An 18,593-nucleotide genomic window follows, 5' to 3' on the forward strand; every position below is an offset into this window, starting at 1 on the left:
CAGGCCGGTTTTACCACAGCAAAGGCGGCATTGCCGCGTTGAAATCAGGCCCGCGGATCAAGTTCACGTCATTTTTTCAGATTGGGCTGAAACGCGTGTTCTGCACCCAGAACTCTGTGAATTGCTTGCAAATTCTGGACAGCCAATAAATTATCCTTAGAAAATCGACAGAACGCAGACCGCCAAGACCGGAGTATCGCACTTGTCCCTATTCCTTATCGCGGCCCTTCCCTTTCTCGGAGCTGTCTTTCCAGCCCTCCTGATCCGGGCAGGACGAAACGCAGCAGCTTCGGCGGCGGGATTGACCACATTCCTCGCGCTTATGGGCCTGCTGATCCATATCCCTGCCGTCATGAGGGGTGAGGTCGTCACCGCCCGTTTCGACTGGATACCGGGGCTGGGGCTGAACGCGAATTTCATGCTGGACGGGCTTGGGTTTCTATTCGCCCTTCTGATCCTTGGCATTGGCCTGCTGATCATCCTTTATGCCCGTTTCTACCTGTCGCGCGAAGACCCGATGGGGCAGTTCTATACCTATCTGCTGCTGTTTCAGGGCGCGATGGTCGGGATCGTTCTGTCCGACAACATCCTGCTTTTGCTGGTTTTCTGGGAGCTTACATCGCTTAGCTCATTCCTGCTGATCGGGTACTGGAAGCACCTGCCCGAAGGGCGGCAGGGCGCGCGGATGGCACTGGCGGTCACCGGTGGCGGCGGGCTGGCGATGATTGCAGGGATGCTGATCCTCGGCAATATCGTGGGGTCCTATGATTTAAGCGTCATTCTGCAGAACAAGGAACTGATCCAGGCCTCGCCCCACTACATGCCAGCGCTGATCCTGATCCTGCTCGGCTGTTTCACCAAATCGGCGCAGTTCCCGTTCCATTTCTGGCTGCCTCATGCCATGGCCGCGCCCACACCGGTTTCGGCCTATCTGCACTCGGCCACGATGGTTAAGGCCGGGCTGTTCCTGATGGCGCGCATGTGGCCGGTGCTGGCGGGGACCGAGGCGTGGTTCTACATCGTTGCAACCACCGGGCTGGTGACGATGCTGATCGGGGCGGTGATTGCCCTGTTCAAGGACGACCTGAAGGCGCTGCTGGCCTTTTCCACCGTGTCCCACCTTGGGCTCGTGACCATGCTACTGGGCTTCGGCACCAAATTCGCAGCCGTCGCTGCCATGTTCCACATAATCAACCACGCGACCTTCAAGGCGGCGCTTTTCATGACCGCCGGGATCGTGGATCACGAGACCGGAACGCGCGACGTCAAACGGCTGGGCGGTCTGCGCCACCTGATGCCGATCACTTTCACCATCGGCACCATTGCCGCGCTGTCGATGGCGGGCCTGCCGCCGCTGAACGGCTTCCTGTCGAAAGAGATGATGCTCGAGGAAACGGTCCACACCACATGGCTGCACTCGCACTATCTGGTGCCGGGTCTGGCAGTGCTGGCGGCCCTGTTCTCGGCCGCTTATTCCTTCCGATTTATCGGCCATGTCTTTCTGGGGCCGAAGCGCGACGACTATCCCGCGCATCCTCATGACCCGCCGGTCGGGCTGTGGCTGGCACCTGCGTTCCTTGTCATTCTGGTAATCCTGATCGGGCTTTATTCCGCCGCCATCGTCGGGCCGCTGGTCGCGGTCGTGTCCAGCGCGGTGATCGGGGGAGAAAAGCTGCCATACTACTCGCTGAAACTGTGGCACGGATTCACGCCTGCGCTGTTCATGTCAGCCGCCGCAACGGTGGGCGGTCTGGCCCTGCTGGCCGTGCACAAGCGGGGCGAACAGATTTGGAACGCCCTGCCCCGTCCCGAAGCCAAGGTTATCTTCGAGGCGATCATCCTCGCTTTCACCCGGCTCAGCCGCTGGATCACGGACGAGCTGCATAACGGTGTCCTCAGCCGCTATGCCATCATCTTTGTCGCTTTCACGGTCGGGCTGGGATACTACGCCTATTCGACCGGAACCATCGGAGTTGAAACCCGGGTTCCGCTTCCGGCACAGATCATTCCGATCATCGGCTGGATTTGTCTGGTCGGCGCGACGCTGGGCATCATGTGGTTCCACCGCAACCGCCTGCTGTCACTGGTGCTGATCGGTGTCGTCGGCCTGATCGTTTCGGTCGCGTTCAACTACCTTTCGGCCCCCGACCTTGCGCTGACTCAGATCTCGGTCGAGGTGGTGACGATGATCCTGCTGCTGCTGTCGCTGAACTTCCTGCCCACCCAAACGCCCTGGGACAGTTCCGCCGCGCGGCGCTGGCGCGATGCGGCTATTTCAGTGGTGGCCGGGCTGGGCACCGGGGCGCTGATCTACGCGATCATGATGCGCGACTTTGCGTTTCCGACGATCTCCGACTTCCACCTCGCGAACTCGTACAAGGGCGGAGGCGGCACCAACGTGGTCAATGTGATCCTGGTGGACTTCCGGGGCTTTGATACCTTTGGCGAGATCATCGTGCTGGGCATCGCCGCCCTGATTATCTTTGCCCTGACCGAGGCGGTGCTGAGCACCAATGTCCGCGGCTACCTGCTGAACCGCAAGCCGCATTGGCCGCAGTCTGGCGACTCGCATCCGCTGATGATGGTGGTCGTGACCCGTGTGATGATGCCCATCGCGCTGATGGTGGGGGCCTACATCTTCTTCCGCGGTCACAACCAGCCCGGCGGCGGGTTCATTGCCGGTCTGATCGTCGCCATCGCCTATCTGATGCAATACATGGCCAGCGGCTACACCTGGGCCATCGAACGGCAGCGGTTCTATTACCACGGCACCATCGGCTGGGGCGTTCTGATCGCCGCCGCCACCGGTCTGGGCGCGTGGTTCAACGAGCGCCCCTTCCTGACCAGCGACTTCGGCTACATCAACTGGCCGCCACTGGAAGAGTTCGAATGGGCCACCGCCATGCTGTTTGACACCGGCGTGTTCCTTGCGGTGCTGGGCGCGGTGATGCTGGCGCTGGACAGCCTGTCGCGCTTTGCATGGCAACCGGGTATGGCGCAGGAATTCCCGATGGATATCAACCCGCTGCGGGATGATCCGCCGGAAGAAGAAACTGAGAAGGAGCAGGCCTGATGGAAGCGCTCGTAGCCTCTGCCGTTGGCATTATGACCGCTGCCGGGATATTCCTGATCCTGCGCCGACGGACCTTTCCGGTCATTCTGGGCCTGTCCCTGATCACCTATGCAGTGAACGTGTTCCTGTTCGCCACCGGGCGGCTGGCGCTGAACGCCCCGGCGGTTCTGAACAAGTACAAAGAGGTCCCCTATACCGACCCGCTGCCGCAGGCGCTGGTGCTGACGGCCATCGTGATCTCGTTCGGGATGACGGCGGTGATCGTTATGATCGCGCTGTCCGCCTACCTGTCGTCAAAGGATGACCACATCGACATGACCGCGCAGGACAGCGTGGACGGCGCGGGAGAAGACGCATGAACCACTGGATCGTTGCGCCGATCGTCCTGCCCGCGATCCTGGCCCCGTTCATCATCATGGTCCTGCGATACCATCTGGACCTGCAGCGCATTTTCTCGGTCGCGGGTGTCGTCGCGCTGCTTGGGATTGCCCTGACAATCACCGCGCAGGCCGCCGGAGGGGACATCCAGATCTACGAACTGGGCAACTGGCCCGCGCCGTTCGGCATCGTGATGGTGCTGGACCGGCTGTCCGCCATGATGGTACTGCTGACCGCGCTGCTGGCCTTGCCTATCGTGCTTTACGCCATTGCATCGGGGTGGGACGAGCGCGGGAAACATTTCCACGCACTGTTCCATTTCCAACTGATGGGCGTCTGCGGTGCCTTCCTGACCGGCGATGCCTTCAACCTGTTCGTGTTCTTCGAGGTGCTGCTGATCGCCTCGTACGGTCTGATGACCCATGGGGGCGGCTCGGTGCGGCTGAAGGCGGGGGTCCAGTATGTGGCCTATAACCTGCTGGGCTCGACCCTGTTTCTGTTTGCGCTGGGCACGCTCTATGCGGTGACCGGCACGCTGAACATGGCGGATATCGCCGTGCGGGTGGCCGAGATACCGCCCGAGGATACCGCCCTGCTGCGGGTCGGTGCTGCGCTTCTGCTGCTGGTCTTCTGCATCAAGGCCGCCGTTCTGCCACTGCATTTCTGGCTGCCTGCCAGCTATGCCAACGCGCCCCTGCCGGTGGCTGCGCTGTTTGCGATCATGACCAAGGTCGGGGCTTACTCGATCCTGCGGATGTACACGCTGGCCTTCGGCCCCGAGGTTGAGGCGACCCAGGGGCTGGTCGGGGCCTGGCTGCAACCGGCAGCGCTGGTGACACTGGCGGTTGGGGCCGTCGGCATTCTGGGCTCGCAACATATCGCCCGGATGGTGGCGTTCTGCGCCATCACCTCGATGGGCACGTTGCTGATTGCGATTTCGCAATTCACACCGGGCGCGACGGCGGCGGCGCTGTATTATGTGTTCCACTCGACGCTGGCGACCGCGCTGCTGTTTCTGGTGGCCGATCTGGTCATGGAACGCCGCGGCGGGGCAATCCAGCCGACCCGCCCGATGGCGCAAAGCGGCCTGATCGCGGGGCTGTTCTTTGTCGGCGCAATCGCCATGGCCGGGATGCCGCCCTTGTCCGGCTTCATCGGCAAGCTGCTGGTTCTGGACGCCTCACGCGGTGCGCCGGACGCACATTGGGTCTGGGCCGTGATCCTGATCGGGTCCTTCGTAACCATCGTCGGGCTGGCGCGGGCCGGATCGCTGATCTTCTGGAAAAGCCACGCGGCTGAATATAGCGGCGATCCTGACACGGAACACATACCAACTGCGCCAGAGCCCAAACCGGGCCTCGCCTTCACTTCGGTGTTTGTCGTCGTGGCCGGTCTGATCCTGCTGACGCTGTTTGCAGGCCCGGCGCTTGAATACTCAAGCAACACGGCCGAGCAATTGTTCACGCCCGATCAGTACATCTCGGCCGTTTTGGGAAGGGAAGAGTAATGAAACTGCTGCACCGGATATTCCCGCACCCGCATCTGACCTTTCTGCTGACGCTGGTCTGGGTGTTGCTGGCGAACAAACCGTCGCTCAATTCTCTGGTCTTCGGTCTGATACTGGGGATCATCATCCCCTTTGTCACGCAGCCCTACTGGCCTGACCGGCCAAAGCTGCGCAACTGGCCGATGGTCGCCGAGTATATGCTTGTGGTGCTCTGGGATATCGTGATGGCCAACATCACCGTCGCCCGAATCATTCTGTTCAAACGGAACGACGACCGGCATCCCAACTGGGTCTGCATCCCGCTGGACCTGCGCACGCCCGAGGCGATCACAGTGCTGGCCGGCACCATCACGATGACGCCCGGCACGGTCAGTTGCGATCTGTCAGCGCAGGGTCACAACCTGCTGGTCCATTGCCTGGACGCCCCGGACACGGATGCGGTGCGCGACCAGATCAAGCACCGCTACGAACGCCGCCTGAAGGAGATCTTCGAATGATGGACTACGCGATTTACTTTGCATTTGCCTGTTTCGGCGCGGCGATCATGATGTGCCTGTGGCGGATCATCACCGCCGATGGCGTCGGCACCCGCGTGCTGGCGCTGGATACGATGGTCATCAACACAATCGCCCTGATGATCCTGTACGGCCTGTCTCAGAGCACCGAGATTTTCTTCGAGGCCGCCATGATCATCGCCATGCTGGGCTTTGTCTCAACCGTGGCCTACGCACGCTTCATGCTGCGTGGCAACATCATCGAGTGAGGGCAGCATGGAATTTCTGTTTGAACTTCTGATTGCCTTCTTCCTGATCGTCTCGGGCATCTTCGGCTTTGTCGGGTCGTTCGGGATGATCAAGCTGAAGGACCCGATGTCCCGCCTGCATGCGCCGACCAAGGCGACAACGCTGGGTGTGGGCGGCGTGCTGCTGGCTTCGATCGCGCATTCGGCTTTGATCGAAGGGTTCCTGTCGATGCATGAGCTGCTGATCACCCTGTTCCTGTTCCTGACCGCCCCGATCACGGCGCTGTTTATTGCCAAATGGCATATTCACCGCCATGAACAGCCCAGCGATCTGCCGGACGCGGGCGAGGATGAGATGTGGGCCACCCACGCGGTCGAGCAGGTCGAAGACGTTCCTGATCACAGTACGAACTAAGTCCGATGCATACACCTCCGCTGCCCCTGACCCGCGATCTGGTTCTGATTGGCGGGGGCCACACCCATGCGCTGCTGCTGCGCAAATGGGGGATGAACCCGCTGCCCGGCGCGCGGGTCACGGTGATCAATCCCGGCCCCACCGCGCCCTATTCCGGCATGTTGCCGGGATTCGTGGCCGGGCATTACGAACGCGGAGAGCTGGATATCGATCTGGTGCGGCTGGCAAGGTTCGCCGGAGCGCGCATCATTCTCGGGTCGGTAAACGGGATCGACACGGACCGGCGCGCGGTGCACGTGCCCGGACGCCCGCCGGTCGCGTTCGATGTGGCCTCGATCAACGTGGGGATCACCTCGGACATGCCGTCGATGCCCGGCTTTGCCGAACATGCGGTTCCGGCCAAGCCACTCGGGCCATTTGCAGCGCGCTGGTCGGCTTATCTGGCGGGCGATGGCCCAGCCTCGGTCGCCGTCATTGGCGGCGGGGTTGCCGGGGTGGAACTGGTGATGGCGATGGCGCACGCGCTAAGGACCAGGGCGCGCGCGGCGCAGGTGACGCTGATCGACAATGCGCAGGCCCTTACAGCGACGAACCCCAAGGCTGCCGCCACCATTCGGCAGGTGATGCGCGATCTTGGCGTCGAGATCGTCGAAAACGCCAAAATCACGCAGGTTGCCGATGATCACGTGGAACTAGAGGATGGCCGCACCATCCCGGCTGAGTTCGTGACCGGAGCCGCCGGGGCGCGCCCGTATGATTGGATATCGCAAACCGGCTTGGCGCTTCACGATGGGTTCGTGAAGGTCGACGGGCATCTGCAGACCAGCGACCCGGCGATATTCGCCGCCGGGGACTGCGCGCATCTTACGGAAAACCCACGTCCCATGGCCGGTGTCTACGCGGTACGCGAGGCCCCCGTGCTGTACCAAAACCTGCGGGCGGCATTGGGCGCGGGGCGCGTGCGGCGTTATGTGCCGCAGAAAGATTACCTGAAACTGATCTCGCTGGGCGGCAAATCCGCCCTGGCCGAGCGGTTCGGGACATCGCTCAGCGGCCCGCTGATGTGGAGGTGGAAGAACCACATCGACCAGTCCTTCATGAACAAGTTTCGCGACTTACCGCAGATGAAACCGTCGGCGCTGCCGCGCGATCACGCAGCAGGTCTGCGTCAGGCGTTGGGCGAGAAACCCATGTGCGGCGGCTGCGGTGCCAAGGTGGGCCGAGGCGCATTGCGCGATGCATTGGACGGGCTGCCCGGCCCCGACCGGCCCGATATTACCCCCCTGCCCGGCGATGATGCGGCCTTGCTGACAACCGGCGGTGCGAAACAGGTGATCACCTCGGACCACTTGCGGGCCTTCATCAACGATCCTGCCCTGATGATCCGCATCGCCGCCGTGCACGCACTGGGGGATATCTGGGCGATGGGTGCCAGACCGCAGGCCGCGACGGCCACCATCATCCTGCCCCGCATGTCACCTGCGCTGCAGCAGCGCACGATGGCCGAAATCATGACAATCGCCACCGAAGTCATGCGCGAGGCCGGTGCCGAAATCGTCGGCGGCCACAGTTCGATGGGGGATGAGATGACGCTCGGCTTCACCCTGACCGGCCTGTGCGACCGGGAGCCGATCACCCTGTCCGGTGGCAAGCCCGGAGACGCCCTGATCCTGACCAAACCCTTGGGCAGCGGCGTGATGATGGCCGCGGAAATGGCCGGTCAGGCAAAGGGCGCAGACGTTGCCGCCGCGTTGCGCCAGATGTGCCAGCCACAAGGCGAGGCCGCGCGCATTCTGGCGGATGCCCATGCGATGACGGACGTCACCGGATTTGGCCTTTCCGGTCATTTGCTTGGCCTCTGCGAAGCCTCCGGTTGCGGCGCGATCCTGCATCTGGATGCGGTGCCGGTGATGGACGGAGCGCTTGAACTGAGCGATCAGGGTGTCAGATCAACGATCTACCCGGACAACCGGTCCATCGCGCCCGAATTGCCATCCGGCGGCAAGACCGATCTGCTGTTCGATCCGCAAACCGCTGGCGGTTTGCTGGCCGCTGTCGGCGCAGAAGACGCCGAGGCGCTGCTAGATGCACTGCAAAAGGCAGACTACCCCGCTGCGATCATTGGTCAGTTGACGGAAGCGCCCGGTCTGCGCCTTCAGAACTGATCCAACAGGGTTTCGATCTGTGCTGCTGCAACCGTAAGACCCGTGTTATCCAGAGTTTCTACGTCGATCTTCGCAAGGATATCGACGCTTTGCGAGCGGCGAAATTTAGCATAGGCCGGGTCATAATGCTGCTCCATCAACGCCCGCGTGAGCGCCCGACGGTCGCCCGCATCGATCAACTGTAGCCAGCCGTCCACAACCTCATGCCCGCGATGGAAGCGCAGGGGCGAGAGGCGGTCGCGCAGGCGCTCGGTATCCGACAGAATGTCGTCATACGCCTTGGCCAGATAGGTCGAGCGCGCCTCGATCGAGGCCGCGATTTGCACCCGAGGCGCGGCGCACAGGGCCGTCCACAAACTTGGCGGCAGGATCAGGTTGCCGATCTTGGACGACTCGGCCTCAACCACAACGGGGCGTGCCGGGTCAAGCTGGCACAAGGCGGCGGCCAGAGCGGATTCGAACGCCTTCTGGCCGGGTTGCCCGCCGGGCCGCTCCCCCAGCAGCGAGCCGCGATGGTTGGCCAGATTTTCAAGGTCCAGCACCTGCACCCCGCGCGCCCCGAGATGGGCCAGAAGGTCGGTCTTGGCCGTACCCGTGTAGCCGTCCAACGCGACCAGCCTGTGCGGCAGAGCGTCGTTGTACAGATACGCGTTCACCAGACGGCGATAGGTGCGGTATCCGCCCTCTACCACCTCGGCCCGCCAGCCGATCTGTTGCAGCATCCAGGCAAAGGACCCCGACCGCTGCCCCCCGCGCCAGCAATAGACCAGAGGCCGCCAGCCGCCTTCATGGTGGCTGAGGCTGTGTTCGATGTGATTGGCGGCATTGCGAAACACCAGCGCCGCGCCCAGTTTGCGCGCAAGAAACGGGCTTTCCTGCACGTAGATCGTGCCAACGCGCGCGCGTTCTTCGTTGTTGAGCATCGGCAGATTGATCGCGCCCGGCAGATGATCCTCGGCAAATTCCGCCGGGCTGCGCACGTCGATCACGCTGTCAAACGGGTGCGCGTAAAGCTGGGTCAGATTGGCGAAAGATAACGGCATACCAAAGGTCTAGCCTGCCCGTTTGGGGAAGGAAAGACGGCGCTTAAATCGCCGCCGCCTCGATCAGTTCCGGACCGCTGGCCTTGTTGGAGTTCACAGCCGGATCGACGCGATGGAAGGTCAGAACATCCTCGGCCCCCGGTGGCATCAGGCGCGCGGCCCCCTTGCCGCTTTCCCCCAGCCAGAGCGGCCAGTCGTCGGGCTCAAGGATCAAAGGCATTCGGTGGTGGATCGCACCAAGCATCTGGTTGGCTGCTGTGGTCACAATCGCACAGGTTCCCACCCGTGCGTCTTCCGGCCCCCAATCCTGCCAGACGCCCGCAAAGGCAATGGCGGCACCATCCTGCCGGTGGATATACCACGGTAACCGCGTGCCGTATTCCGTTTTGGTCCATTCGTAAAACCCTGTTGCAACGATCAGACAGCGCCTTTCCCGGCAGGCCGACCGAAAGGCGGGTTTGTCGGCAAGCGTTTCGGCCCGCGCGTTGATCAACAGGGGACCGTCTGTTTCGGACTTGTACCAGTGTGGCAAAAACCCCCATCTCAGCGCGCCTAAGCTGCGCCCGTGACCATCGGACCGCACCACATGCACCTGATTTGTCGGACAAACATTATAGTTCGGCACATCCGGCATAAAATTCGCGGGCCGCGCCGAAAACAGGCGGGCCATCGCGTCGGTGGGAAGAGTTATTGCAAACCGTCCGCACATGGGTAATGAACCATCGATACTCTTTTCATACAGGCACAAGGTCTCATGGGGTCATATGGAAAATCAAACGGCGAAATCGCTGAAGGGCAAGGCAGTTCAACTGTTGGAGGCCGGAAAGTTACCGCAGGCGCTGAAAAAGGCGCAGTTGGGTATCAAAAAATTCCCCAAGGATTCGGATTATCAGGCAATCGCCGGATTTGTTCTGACCGAAATGAAGCAGTACAAACGGTCGATCCCGCATTTTGTCGAAGCGTCGCGGATGAAACCTGACGACCCGCAATTCGTCGAAAACCTTGCCAATGCGCTGATGCAGACCGGGCAGATTGACCGGGCCCTGACCTATGCGGAACAAAAGGCCGAGAAGTTTCCTAACAACAAGGAACTCGCGCGCGTTATCGAGGAAATCAAGCTCAAGGGTCAAAATTGGCGGTCCATAATCGAATACGCGACCGAAAAGCTGAAAAACGATCCTGACAATTCCGAGCTTCTGAGCAAGCGCGCCCGGGCTTATGGCCGCGTCGGTTTTGTAGAGGAAAACACGCGCGACATTTCCAGAGCGTACGAACTGAATCCGACGGACACGAAAATTGCCTTTAACAAGGCTGTGAACCTGCACCAAAGCGGCGACAAGTCCGGCAGCGCCGCCATCTTGCAGGACATTCTCGAAGCCGAGCCGCATCACCGGCAGGCCCTGTTTCAGGCATCGACGATTGCAGACAAGGCGGATGTCCCCGAACTGCTGGAAACGATCGAAGATGCGATTGCGGAAAATGAACATGTCCTGTCTGAACTGGAATTCGCCAAGGCGCAGCTGATTTCCAAAAGCGAGGGCCTGAGCGCAGCCCTACCGCAATATGCTCGCGCCAACGCGGCCCAGCATGAGACCAACCCTTATCGCTTTGCGGCTGAAGAAAAGAAACTTGATCAGATCACGAGTATTTTCCCGGTCGGCGGTACGCCGCCCAATTCCGGTCAGTTTGATGAACCTGTTCCCATTTTCGTCATAGGGCAACCCAGATCGGGCACCACTTTGATGGAGATGATGCTGAGTTCGGTGCCAAATATTGCCGGATGCGGTGAACTGACATTGGGCGCGGACCTGTCGGATCGCTTCAGAACAGGTGAAAAGGAACTCGACACTGCCGCTGCACAAACACTTGCGCGGGAATACCGCGAGTTCATGCCCCCGATCCCGGACGATTCGATCGCCTTTGTCGATAAAATACCCCACAACTATCAACACGTTGGCTTCCTGTTGTGCGCCTTCCCCAACGCGAAGATCATCAACATGATGCGTGACCCCCGTGATGTGGGCCTGTCAAAATGGATCAGGCGCTTCCCGGCAGGTGGGATGAACTATGCCTCGAATCTTGAGGCCATCGCGCATTCTGCGAACCTCTACCGCCGCTACATGCGGCATTGGGATGAGGTGTTCGGCGATAGGATTCTGACGATCCGGTACGAAGAATTGGTTGCCGACCCCGAAACCTACAGCAGGCAGGTTGCAGACTTCTGCGAAATCGAATGGCAGGAAAGCATGATGCACCCGGAAGAGAATACCAAACAGGTGCGCACGGCCAGTATCGATCAGGTCCGCAACAAAATCTCGACCAAATCCATCGGTGGATGGCGCAAAGTGGCGGAACACATTCAACCGATGCTTGACGGGTTCGATCCCGAGCTTTGGCCGGAATATGATCTGAGCTGAAAAAAAGCCGCATCACTCTGATGCGGCTTTTTTCTTGAGTTACTTCTGTTTGATACGCCCGTCCAGATAGGGCTCGTATGGCGCGTTCTTGGCCAGATATTCAGCCGTCACATCCGCCAGATCGGGCCCGAAGTCGTAGGCGTTCTTGTCATCGCCTGCGAACATTTTGTACCCATCGCCGCCGTTGCGGACGTAGTTGTTAGAGACAACTCCATACACCTTGCCCGGATCAATCGGCTGCCATTCCCCGCCCTCGTTGACTTCGATCAGGGTGATGCGCTGATCCGTGGGGGCGCTGGCATCAAACTCGTACCGCATACCCGAAACCTGCGGGAATCTGCCGTCTTTGGCCTCATCGTCAAATTGGGCCATGCCGTTTTCCAAAGCCGCCTTGATCGTGGCGCCGTCGACCCAAAACGTCGACAGGGTGTTCTGGAAGGGAAGCACCAGCAGAACGTCGCCTTGCGTGATTTCTCCATCGCCGATGGTGGTTCTCAGACCGCCGCCATTCTGAATCGCAATCTGAACGCCCTGATCTTTCACCCGATCCAGCATTGCATCGGCGACCAGATTGCCCATTTCGCACTCTCTGTGTCGGCACGACTCTCTGGCCCCGTCGATCGGTGCTGTGGTGCTGGCCACGACGCGTTTCTTCATTTCCTCGATCGGCGCACCCATTTCCGCCACCCGCGCAGCGATATCGGGGTCGGGTGTTACCGAGGCGTCCAGCAGAATCGGTGCGCCTTCGACCCCGGTCAGATTGCCATCGTCGTCGAAGGTCAGCGTGATCTCGCCCAGATATTTGGAATAGGCATAGGCCTGAACCACGGGCACGTCGCCGACCATAACCGGATAGGATCCCGCCGCATCCTCATCCGTGTTGGAGAGCAGCGTGTGCGAGTGGCCGCCGACCACCAGATCCAGCCCGGGGACCTGCTCGGCGATCTTCATATCTTTTCCAAGGCCAACATGGGTCAGCGCAATGACGATATCCACGCCTTCGTCGCGCAGGGCGGCAACGTCGGCGGTCAGGCTTTCGATCTCATCCTGAAAAACGACGTCCTTGCCGGGGCTTGACGTTTCCACCGTATCCGTCGCCAGCGCTGAGACGATACCGATTTTCTGCCCGCCGACATCCAGAACCACGTGGTTCTGCACCTTGTCCTTCAATTCGGCCGAGGACGACAGGTCGAGATTGCCCGAGATCACCGGGAAGCTCACCGCGTCAACAAAGGCGGCCAGGCCTTCGGGGCCATCGTCGAATTCATGATTCCCCACAGCCATGACATCGTAGCCGATGGCCTCCATGAACTCGGCTTCGGCTGCACCCTTGTACGTGGTGTAAAACAACGAGCCCTGAAACGGATCGCCCGCATCCAGCAACAGAACGTTTTCGTCCTGCATCGCCGCACGTTTGGCATCGATGGCAGTTTTCAAACGCGCAACGCCGCCAAAGCACTTGCCTTCGGCTTCGTCCTCGGCATCGCAGGTGGAATCGTATTTGTTGATGGATTCAATCCGGCTGTGGATGTCGTTTGTGTGCAGAATGGTCAGCTTGTAATCCGCAGCCGCGACGCCAGCGGTCAGGCCCAGAACGGCCACGGATGTCAGGAACCGGGTTAACATATTGAAACTCCCTGTAGTTGTTTTGCCGAATGGTGCGTCCGCGCGATCAGAGAGTCAAAGGGGAATTCCGGCTTGATTCCCCCCGCCCCCCAAGGCATCAGGAACGCATGCTGATCTACAAGATTTTTCGCGCCGACGAATGGGCGGCGCTGCAGGCTCAGGGCGCCTCGGACGGTGCGCCGATTGATGTGTCGGACGGGTTTGTGCATTTTTCCACCGCCGAACAGGCCGCTGAAACTGCCGCCAAACATTTCGCCGGTGTTGATGGCTTGACCCTGCTGGCCTGCGACGCGGATGCGATGGGCGATGATCTGAAATGGGAAGTGTCCCGCGGCGGCGCGCTGTTTCCACATCTTTACCGCCAGATTCGCGTGACGGACGTAGTCTGGTCGCGCCCTTTACCGTTTGACGGCCAGACGCATCACTTCCCGCAGGAGATGGCATGACCGCCTATATCGACCCCGAGCGTTACCAGTTCGAGGCCTTCAAGGCGCTGGACCGCGATCAGCCCATCGCGATGCTCAATCTGGTGAAGTTCCGCGACAAGGCCGACTATCCGCCGGATCACGAACTGGCGGATGCGGGGCTGACCGGGGCGCAGGCCTATCGCAACTATGGCCGCGTCACCGCCCCGATCATCGCGCGGATCGGCGCGTCGATTCTGTGGCGCGGTGCGTTCCAGACGGTCCTGATCGGACCGGCGGATGAGGTTTGGGACGAAGTTTTCATCGCCCATTATCCCTCGGCCCATGCGTTTCTGGACATGGTGACAGGCCCGGTTTATCGCGCGGCTGTCGTACACCGGCAGGCGGCTGTGGCAACATCCCGACTGATCCGCTGCGGATCGGCGGAAGGGGGAATATCGTTCGGATGAAACTGACCGAGAAACTGGGGCTGGCCGCCCTGCACAGCTTTGACCCCGAGACCGCGCATGGCCTGTCGATAAAGGCTTTGAAGTCCGGGCTGGCCCCTGCGCCGGGGCCGGTCACTTCCGCGCGCCTGCGCACCCGGATCGCAGGTCTGGACCTGCCGAACCCCGTGGGCCTTGCCGCCGGGTTCGACAAGAATGGCGAGGTTCTGACCCCTCTGTCGCGGGCCGGATTCGGGTTTATAGAAGTGGGGGCCGTTACGCCGCGTCCACAGCCGGGGAACCCAAAACCGCGCCTGTTCCGCCTGACCGAGGACAAGGCGGCGATCAACCGTTTTGGCTTCAACAACGAAGGCATGGAGGTGATGGCGCAGCGTCTGGCCCAGCGCCCCAAAGACGCGGTGATCGGGCTGAATCTGGGGGCCAACAAGGACAGTGACGACCGACCGGGCGATTTCGCCAAGGTGCTGGCCCATTGTGCCGCGCATCTGGATTTTGCCACCGTCAACGTGTCTTCCCCCAACACCGAGAAACTACGTGACTTGCAGGGCAAGGCCGCGCTGAGCGCGCTGCTGGGCGGCGTCATCGAAACCCGCGACGCGCTGCCCCGACCCTTGCCGGTGTTCCTGAAAATCGCGCCGGACCTGACCGAGGCCGAGTTGCAGGACATCGCCGAGGTCGCGCAAGAGACCAAGGTGGACGCAGTGATCGCCACCAACACCACCCTGTCTCGCGACGGGCTGCGCAGCGCGCATAAGGCCGAAGCCGGTGGCCTGTCGGGCGCGCCTTTGTTCGAAAAATCGACCCGCGTTCTGGCCAGCCTGAGTCGGTTGACCGAGGGTAGCATCCCCCTGATCGGTGTGGGCGGCATCAGCAGTGCCGAAGATGCCTATGCCAAGATTTGTGCAGGCGCATCTGCGGTGCAGTTCTACACGGCGATGGTCTATGGCGGTATCTCACTGGCCGCCGACATTGCCGAAGGTCTGGACAAACTGCTGGCCCGCGACGGGTTCGAGACCATCGCTCAGGCCGTGGGCAGTAAACGAGAGGACTGGCTGTGATTGAATACTGGCACAATCCCCGCTGCTCGAAATCGCGGGCGGGTCTGGCGCTATTGGAAGAGCGTGGGGCAGAGATCAGGCTGCGCAAATACCTTGAAGATGCGCCGACCGAGGACGAGTTGCGCGCCGCGCAATCCCTGCTGGGTATTCCCGTGTTCGAGATGATGCGCACGGGCGAGAAGCGGTTCAGGGAACTGGGGCTGTCAAAGACATCGCCTGACGCAGAGCTGATCCGTGCAATGGCGGACAATCCGATCCTGATCGAGCGTCCTCTGGCTGTTTCCGGCGGCAAAGCAGCCATCGGGCGGCCCCCGGAGAACCTGCTGGCGCTGCTTTAGGCGACCTGCGCCTCCAGCTTCGGATAGCGCCAGCCCATCGTCACACCACGCGCCGTGTTCAGCACCATCAGTGCGGCCCACAGTCCGTGATTGCCAAAGGCGGGCACCAGAACGAACAGGGCGACAACATAGATCGCAACCGACTGGATCATCGCGTTGCGCATGGCGCGGGTCCAGGTCGCGCCGATATAGATGCCGTCGTACATCCAACTGGCAACGCCGATCACCGGCGCGATGGCGGCCCAGATCAGGAATTCGCGCCCGGCTTCGCGCACCTCGGGCGAGGTGGACATAAGGTCGATCAGCGCCGGCCCGGCGACAAAGAAGATCACCGCCAACAGAACCGCCCCGCCAACACCCCATTGCGACGCCATGACCGAGGCGCGGCGCACCTGATAGCGGTCCCGCGCACCGACCGCGCCGCCGACCAACGCCTCGGCGGAAAAGGCGAACCCGTCCAACGCAAAGGCGGTGATTTCAAGGAATTGCAGCAGCACCTGATTGGCCGCCAGATTGACGTCGCCAAGGTCGGAGCCAACGAACAGGAAGGTCGTGAACGATCCGGTCAGCAGCACCGAGCGGATCATGATGTCGCCATTCACCTGCATCATCCGGCGCAGGCGCGCAGCGTCAAATATCCGCGCCCAGTCGCGCCAGAGCCTGCCCTGAAACGCATCCCGGCATAGCCAAAGGCCCAGCGCCAGCCCCGTCCACTCGGCAATCAGCGTGGCGATGGCGACGCCCTCGACCCCCCAGCCCAGCCCGAGGACAAACCACAGGTCCAGCAGGATGTTCAGACCGTTCATCCAGACCTGCAGGACAAAAACACCGCGCGTGCGTTCGACCGCGATCAGCCAGCCGGTCACTGCATATAATGCAATCGTCGCCGGTGCGCCCCAGATGCGGATTTCGAGATAGGCGCGGGTCAGCGTCTCGACCTCGGGGCTGGCCGGGGACAGGGCGAAGGCCCCGGCAAAAACCGCCACCTGCGCCACGATGAAGAACAGCCCGGCGGCACCGCCCAGCAACAGCCCTCGCATCAATAAAGCGCGGGTTTCGGTGATATCCCCTGCCCCGCGCGCCTGCGCGGCCAAGCCGGTCGTGCCCATGCGCAGGAAGCCGAAAATCCAATAGATCGCGGACAGGATCACCGCGCCAATGCCCACCGCTCCGATCGGGGCCGCCTGCCCCATCTGGCCGACCACGCCCGTATCCACCGCACCCAGAATCGGCACCGTGGCGTTGGACAGGACAATCGGCACCGCAATCTTCAGCACCCGCCTGTGCGTGATGGGCGCCGGGGCGTCCTGCATGGTCAGCCCTTGCCCTGCGCCGGTTGCGGCATCAGGAAATGGCCGGTCGCCTGCGCGAACAATCTTGCGTGATTGTCCTGCCAGGCTTCAACCCGGACCGAGGCATAGCGCCGCCCGGCGCGATTGATAAACGCCCGCGCATAGGCATCCCTCGGCAGACCCGAGCGCAGGTAGTCGACTGTAAAGTCGATGGTTTTGGGGAACCGGATGCTGTGATCGCTCAGGATGGCATCGGCGTCGATCTCGCCGTTTTCGATGCCGGGAAACATGTGTTCCCAGCTTAGGGTGATCACGGCGGTGACTTCCAGAAAGGCGGCCGTCACCCCACCGTGAATGGCGGGCAGCAGAGGGTTGCCGATCAGCTTGTCGTCGAAATTCAGAACGCCGGTCAGTTCATCCCCGCGCCGGTCGAAGCTGATGTTGAGAAACCGGATATAGGGCACGCCATCGACCAGAGCGCGCAAAGCCGCATCGCGCCGCTGCTTGACCACCTGCATCGGTTCGGGACGGGGACGAGCCATGTTACTTCCCCTCAACCGTGAAAGACCCGGTGGCGGTTGCCACAGGCCGGTCCTGATCGTCATCCATCGCCGTCGCCCTAACAAAAGCCACGTTGCGCGTGATGTGATAGCAGCTTGCCCGCGCCGTGATCGCCTGACCCGGCGCTGCGGCGCGCATATAGTCGATGCGCAGGTCAATCGTGGCCGTCCCGCCAGGGGCCGACGGGTGGCTCATGACCGCTGCGCCGCAGCACGTGTCCAGAATGGTCGAAACCGCCCCGCCATGAATGACACCGGTGCGCGGGTCGCCGATCAGGTCTTCGTTATACGGCATCGAGATTACGGCCTCGCCTTCGCCGATCCGCGTCAGCGTCAGGCCAAGCGCCCGGGCGTGGGGGATGGCCTCGATGAACTGACGGGCCAATGCTGTCTTGTCGACCATAGGGGTGCGTCCTGTTGTGTTTCCCCTTTATGAGCCGCAGTTTCCGCAAAGGGCAAGCCCGCCTGTTGCGCTTGCCGCCGCGACACCCTAGGTTGCAGGCAAGGAGAACAGGAATGTCCGACAACCGTTTGTCATTCAAAGAGATGTGCGCCGAGTTCGATGTAACGCCACGCACCCTGCGCTACTACGAATATATCGAACTTTTGCAGCCCGACCGCGAAGGCCGGTCCCGGTTTTACGGCCCCCGCGAATGCGCCCGCATGAAGCTGATCATGCGGGGCCGGAAATTCGGCTTTCCGCTGGAAGAGATTCGCCAATGGCTGCTGATCTACGAAGATCAGGGCAACAGGGCGCAGATGGCGACCTTTGTCGAAATGGCGGACCGCCAGATGGAAGAACTGCGGCAACAGCGCGAGCAACTGGATGAAGCGATGGATGAGCTCAGACGTCTGCGCGATCAGACCGAGAAATCGCTGACCTGATCACTCCTCTGCCCGTTTCCAAAACGTCCCAATCGCATCGACGCGCCCGGAAAGGCGTGTTTCGGGCGCTTTTGGGCCCGCAGAAACTCTTGACGCAGGGGAAAGAAAATTGCGCCAATCCCCACTTACGCATTCGGAAGTTACGTCAACTTTGAAGTGACGCAGCGTCTGGATTACGTAAACGTCATTCTCATGTTGTAAAGCGCATATCGACTGCGCAACT

19 protein-coding genes are annotated in these 18,593 nt (G+C 61.3%); 13 read left to right on the top strand and 6 right to left on the bottom strand.

Annotated features, from left to right (window positions below; translation table 11 throughout):
* Nucleotides 1-202 precede the first annotated feature (202 nt).
* Genes ACR0K1_RS04595 through selD form a run of 7 tightly spaced genes read left to right on the top strand, consistent with a single transcriptional unit; the run spans nt 203 to nt 8,280 of the window.
* Nucleotides 203-3,073, top strand: a complete 2,871-nt coding sequence (locus ACR0K1_RS04595) for a monovalent cation/H+ antiporter subunit A (protein WP_480848971.1) — start codon at nt 203-205, stop codon at nt 3,071-3,073.
* On the top strand, nt 3,073-3,432 hold the full coding sequence (locus ACR0K1_RS04600) for a Na+/H+ antiporter subunit C (protein ID WP_480613437.1): 360 nt from the start codon (nt 3,073-3,075) through the stop codon (nt 3,430-3,432). The genes ACR0K1_RS04595 and ACR0K1_RS04600 overlap by 1 nt, the downstream gene beginning before the upstream one ends.
* Nucleotides 3,429-4,958, top strand: a complete 1,530-nt coding sequence (locus tag ACR0K1_RS04605; protein ID WP_480613436.1) for a monovalent cation/H+ antiporter subunit D — start codon at nt 3,429-3,431, stop codon at nt 4,956-4,958. The genes ACR0K1_RS04600 and ACR0K1_RS04605 overlap by 4 nt, the downstream gene beginning before the upstream one ends.
* Nucleotides 4,958-5,455 (top strand): Na+/H+ antiporter subunit E, encoded by a 498-nt coding sequence (locus tag ACR0K1_RS04610; protein WP_480613434.1) that lies wholly within the window; start codon nt 4,958-4,960, stop codon nt 5,453-5,455. The genes ACR0K1_RS04605 and ACR0K1_RS04610 overlap by 1 nt, the downstream gene beginning before the upstream one ends.
* Nucleotides 5,452-5,721: a K+/H+ antiporter subunit F gene (locus tag ACR0K1_RS04615; protein WP_480613432.1), complete on the top strand. Its 270-nt coding sequence runs from the start codon at nt 5,452-5,454 to the stop codon at nt 5,719-5,721. The genes ACR0K1_RS04610 and ACR0K1_RS04615 overlap by 4 nt, the downstream gene beginning before the upstream one ends.
* 7 nt (nt 5,722-5,728) lie before the next feature.
* Complete coding sequence (locus ACR0K1_RS04620) at nt 5,729-6,115, top strand: Na+/H+ antiporter subunit G (protein ID WP_480613430.1); 387 nt, start codon at nt 5,729-5,731, stop codon at nt 6,113-6,115.
* Nucleotides 6,116-6,120: 5 nt separating this feature from the next.
* Nucleotides 6,121-8,280, top strand: a complete 2,160-nt coding sequence (gene selD, locus ACR0K1_RS04625) for a selenide, water dikinase SelD (RefSeq protein ID WP_480613428.1) — start codon at nt 6,121-6,123, stop codon at nt 8,278-8,280.
* On the opposite strand, the gene mnmH is transcribed toward selD, so the two are convergent.
* The gene (gene mnmH / locus ACR0K1_RS04630; RefSeq protein ID WP_480613426.1) at nt 8,271-9,323 is read right to left on the bottom strand and encodes a tRNA 2-selenouridine(34) synthase MnmH; all 1,053 of its coding nucleotides are present in this window, start codon (nt 9,321-9,323) and stop codon (nt 8,271-8,273) included. The two genes, selD and mnmH, sit on opposite strands and share 10 nt — an antisense overlap.
* A gap of 43 nt (nt 9,324-9,366) precedes the next feature.
* Nucleotides 9,367-10,032: an SOS response-associated peptidase gene (locus ACR0K1_RS04635; RefSeq protein ID WP_480848976.1), complete on the bottom strand. Its 666-nt coding sequence runs from the start codon at nt 10,030-10,032 to the stop codon at nt 9,367-9,369.
* 55 nt (nt 10,033-10,087) lie between these two features.
* Between ACR0K1_RS04635 and ACR0K1_RS04640 the strand changes: the two genes are divergently transcribed.
* Nucleotides 10,088-11,740, top strand: coding sequence for a tetratricopeptide repeat-containing sulfotransferase family protein (locus ACR0K1_RS04640; RefSeq protein WP_480613422.1), 1,653 nt, complete (start codon nt 10,088-10,090; stop codon nt 11,738-11,740).
* Nucleotides 11,741-11,779: 39 nt separating this feature from the next.
* On the opposite strand, the gene ACR0K1_RS04645 is transcribed toward ACR0K1_RS04640, so the two are convergent.
* A complete protein-coding gene (locus tag ACR0K1_RS04645) occupies nt 11,780-13,366 on the bottom strand; it encodes a bifunctional metallophosphatase/5'-nucleotidase (protein WP_480848978.1) in 1,587 nt (528 codons plus the stop codon).
* A gap of 107 nt (nt 13,367-13,473) precedes the next feature.
* On the opposite strand from ACR0K1_RS04645, the gene ACR0K1_RS04650 reads away from it, so the two are divergent.
* The 4 genes from ACR0K1_RS04650 to arsC are packed head-to-tail and all read left to right on the top strand — an operon-like array spanning nt 13,474 to nt 15,633.
* Nucleotides 13,474-13,812 carry a DUF952 domain-containing protein gene (locus tag ACR0K1_RS04650; protein WP_480613418.1) on the top strand — a complete coding sequence of 113 codons (339 nt, stop codon included), beginning with the start codon at nt 13,474-13,476 and terminating at the stop codon, nt 13,810-13,812.
* The gene (locus ACR0K1_RS04655; protein WP_480848981.1) at nt 13,809-14,240 is read left to right on the top strand and encodes a DUF1330 domain-containing protein; all 432 of its coding nucleotides are present in this window, start codon (nt 13,809-13,811) and stop codon (nt 14,238-14,240) included. The genes ACR0K1_RS04650 and ACR0K1_RS04655 overlap by 4 nt, the downstream gene beginning before the upstream one ends.
* Nucleotides 14,237-15,295, top strand: coding sequence for a quinone-dependent dihydroorotate dehydrogenase (locus ACR0K1_RS04660; RefSeq protein ID WP_480613414.1), 1,059 nt, complete (start codon nt 14,237-14,239; stop codon nt 15,293-15,295). The genes ACR0K1_RS04655 and ACR0K1_RS04660 overlap by 4 nt, the downstream gene beginning before the upstream one ends.
* Nucleotides 15,292-15,633, top strand: coding sequence for an arsenate reductase (glutaredoxin) (arsC, locus tag ACR0K1_RS04665; protein WP_480613412.1), 342 nt, complete (start codon nt 15,292-15,294; stop codon nt 15,631-15,633). Before ACR0K1_RS04660 ends, arsC begins: the two co-directional genes overlap by 4 nt.
* Here the strand turns inward: arsC and ACR0K1_RS04670 are convergent.
* The 3 genes from ACR0K1_RS04670 to ACR0K1_RS04680 are packed head-to-tail and all read right to left on the bottom strand — an operon-like array spanning nt 15,630 to nt 17,888.
* Nucleotides 15,630-16,946 carry an MATE family efflux transporter gene (locus tag ACR0K1_RS04670; RefSeq protein ID WP_480613410.1) on the bottom strand — a complete coding sequence of 439 codons (1,317 nt, stop codon included), beginning with the start codon at nt 16,944-16,946 and terminating at the stop codon, nt 15,630-15,632. The genes arsC and ACR0K1_RS04670 overlap by 4 nt on opposite strands.
* Before the next feature lie 2 nt (nt 16,947-16,948).
* Nucleotides 16,949-17,467 (bottom strand): PaaI family thioesterase, encoded by a 519-nt coding sequence (locus ACR0K1_RS04675; protein ID WP_480613408.1) that lies wholly within the window; start codon nt 17,465-17,467, stop codon nt 16,949-16,951.
* A 1-nt stretch (nt 17,468) separates the two neighbouring features.
* A complete protein-coding gene (locus ACR0K1_RS04680) occupies nt 17,469-17,888 on the bottom strand; it encodes a PaaI family thioesterase (protein ID WP_480613406.1) in 420 nt (139 codons plus the stop codon).
* A gap of 113 nt (nt 17,889-18,001) precedes the next feature.
* Between ACR0K1_RS04680 and ACR0K1_RS04685 the strand changes: the two genes are divergently transcribed.
* On the top strand, nt 18,002-18,370 hold the full coding sequence (locus tag ACR0K1_RS04685; protein ID WP_480613404.1) for a MerR family transcriptional regulator: 369 nt from the start codon (nt 18,002-18,004) through the stop codon (nt 18,368-18,370).
* The last annotated feature ends 223 nt before the right edge of the window (nt 18,371-18,593 follow it).

It is taken from the genome of Ruegeria sp. F5 (genome assembly GCF_056533845.1).

What these genes read in the sequence shown, in the direction of transcription:
- ACR0K1_RS04635 (WP_480848976.1), bottom strand. Translation starts at nt 10,032, where the DNA reads ATGTGCGGACGGTTTGCAATAACTCTTCCCACCGACGCGATGGCCCGC.
- ACR0K1_RS04640 (WP_480613422.1), top strand. Translation starts at nt 10,088, where the DNA reads ATGGAAAATCAAACGGCGAAATCGCTGAAGGGCAAGGCAGTTCAACTG.
- selD (WP_480613428.1), top strand. Translation starts at nt 6,121, where the DNA reads ATGCATACACCTCCGCTGCCCCTGACCCGCGATCTGGTTCTGATTGGC.
- ACR0K1_RS04645 (WP_480848978.1), bottom strand. Translation starts at nt 13,366, where the DNA reads ATGTTAACCCGGTTCCTGACATCCGTGGCCGTTCTGGGCCTGACCGCT.
- ACR0K1_RS04675 (WP_480613408.1), bottom strand. Translation starts at nt 17,467, where the DNA reads ATGGCTCGTCCCCGTCCCGAACCGATGCAGGTGGTCAAGCAGCGGCGC.
- mnmH (WP_480613426.1), bottom strand. Translation starts at nt 9,323, where the DNA reads ATGCCGTTATCTTTCGCCAATCTGACCCAGCTTTACGCGCACCCGTTT.
- ACR0K1_RS04650 (WP_480613418.1), top strand. Translation starts at nt 13,474, where the DNA reads ATGCTGATCTACAAGATTTTTCGCGCCGACGAATGGGCGGCGCTGCAG.
- ACR0K1_RS04600 (WP_480613437.1), top strand. Translation starts at nt 3,073, where the DNA reads ATGGAAGCGCTCGTAGCCTCTGCCGTTGGCATTATGACCGCTGCCGGG.
- ACR0K1_RS04615 (WP_480613432.1), top strand. Translation starts at nt 5,452, where the DNA reads ATGATGGACTACGCGATTTACTTTGCATTTGCCTGTTTCGGCGCGGCG.
- ACR0K1_RS04620 (WP_480613430.1), top strand. Translation starts at nt 5,729, where the DNA reads ATGGAATTTCTGTTTGAACTTCTGATTGCCTTCTTCCTGATCGTCTCG.
- ACR0K1_RS04655 (WP_480848981.1), top strand. Translation starts at nt 13,809, where the DNA reads ATGACCGCCTATATCGACCCCGAGCGTTACCAGTTCGAGGCCTTCAAG.
- ACR0K1_RS04660 (WP_480613414.1), top strand. Translation starts at nt 14,237, where the DNA reads ATGAAACTGACCGAGAAACTGGGGCTGGCCGCCCTGCACAGCTTTGAC.
- ACR0K1_RS04605 (WP_480613436.1), top strand. Translation starts at nt 3,429, where the DNA reads ATGAACCACTGGATCGTTGCGCCGATCGTCCTGCCCGCGATCCTGGCC.
- ACR0K1_RS04685 (WP_480613404.1), top strand. Translation starts at nt 18,002, where the DNA reads ATGTCCGACAACCGTTTGTCATTCAAAGAGATGTGCGCCGAGTTCGAT.
- ACR0K1_RS04610 (WP_480613434.1), top strand. Translation starts at nt 4,958, where the DNA reads ATGAAACTGCTGCACCGGATATTCCCGCACCCGCATCTGACCTTTCTG.
- ACR0K1_RS04680 (WP_480613406.1), bottom strand. Translation starts at nt 17,888, where the DNA reads ATGGTCGACAAGACAGCATTGGCCCGTCAGTTCATCGAGGCCATCCCC.
- ACR0K1_RS04670 (WP_480613410.1), bottom strand. Translation starts at nt 16,946, where the DNA reads ATGCAGGACGCCCCGGCGCCCATCACGCACAGGCGGGTGCTGAAGATT.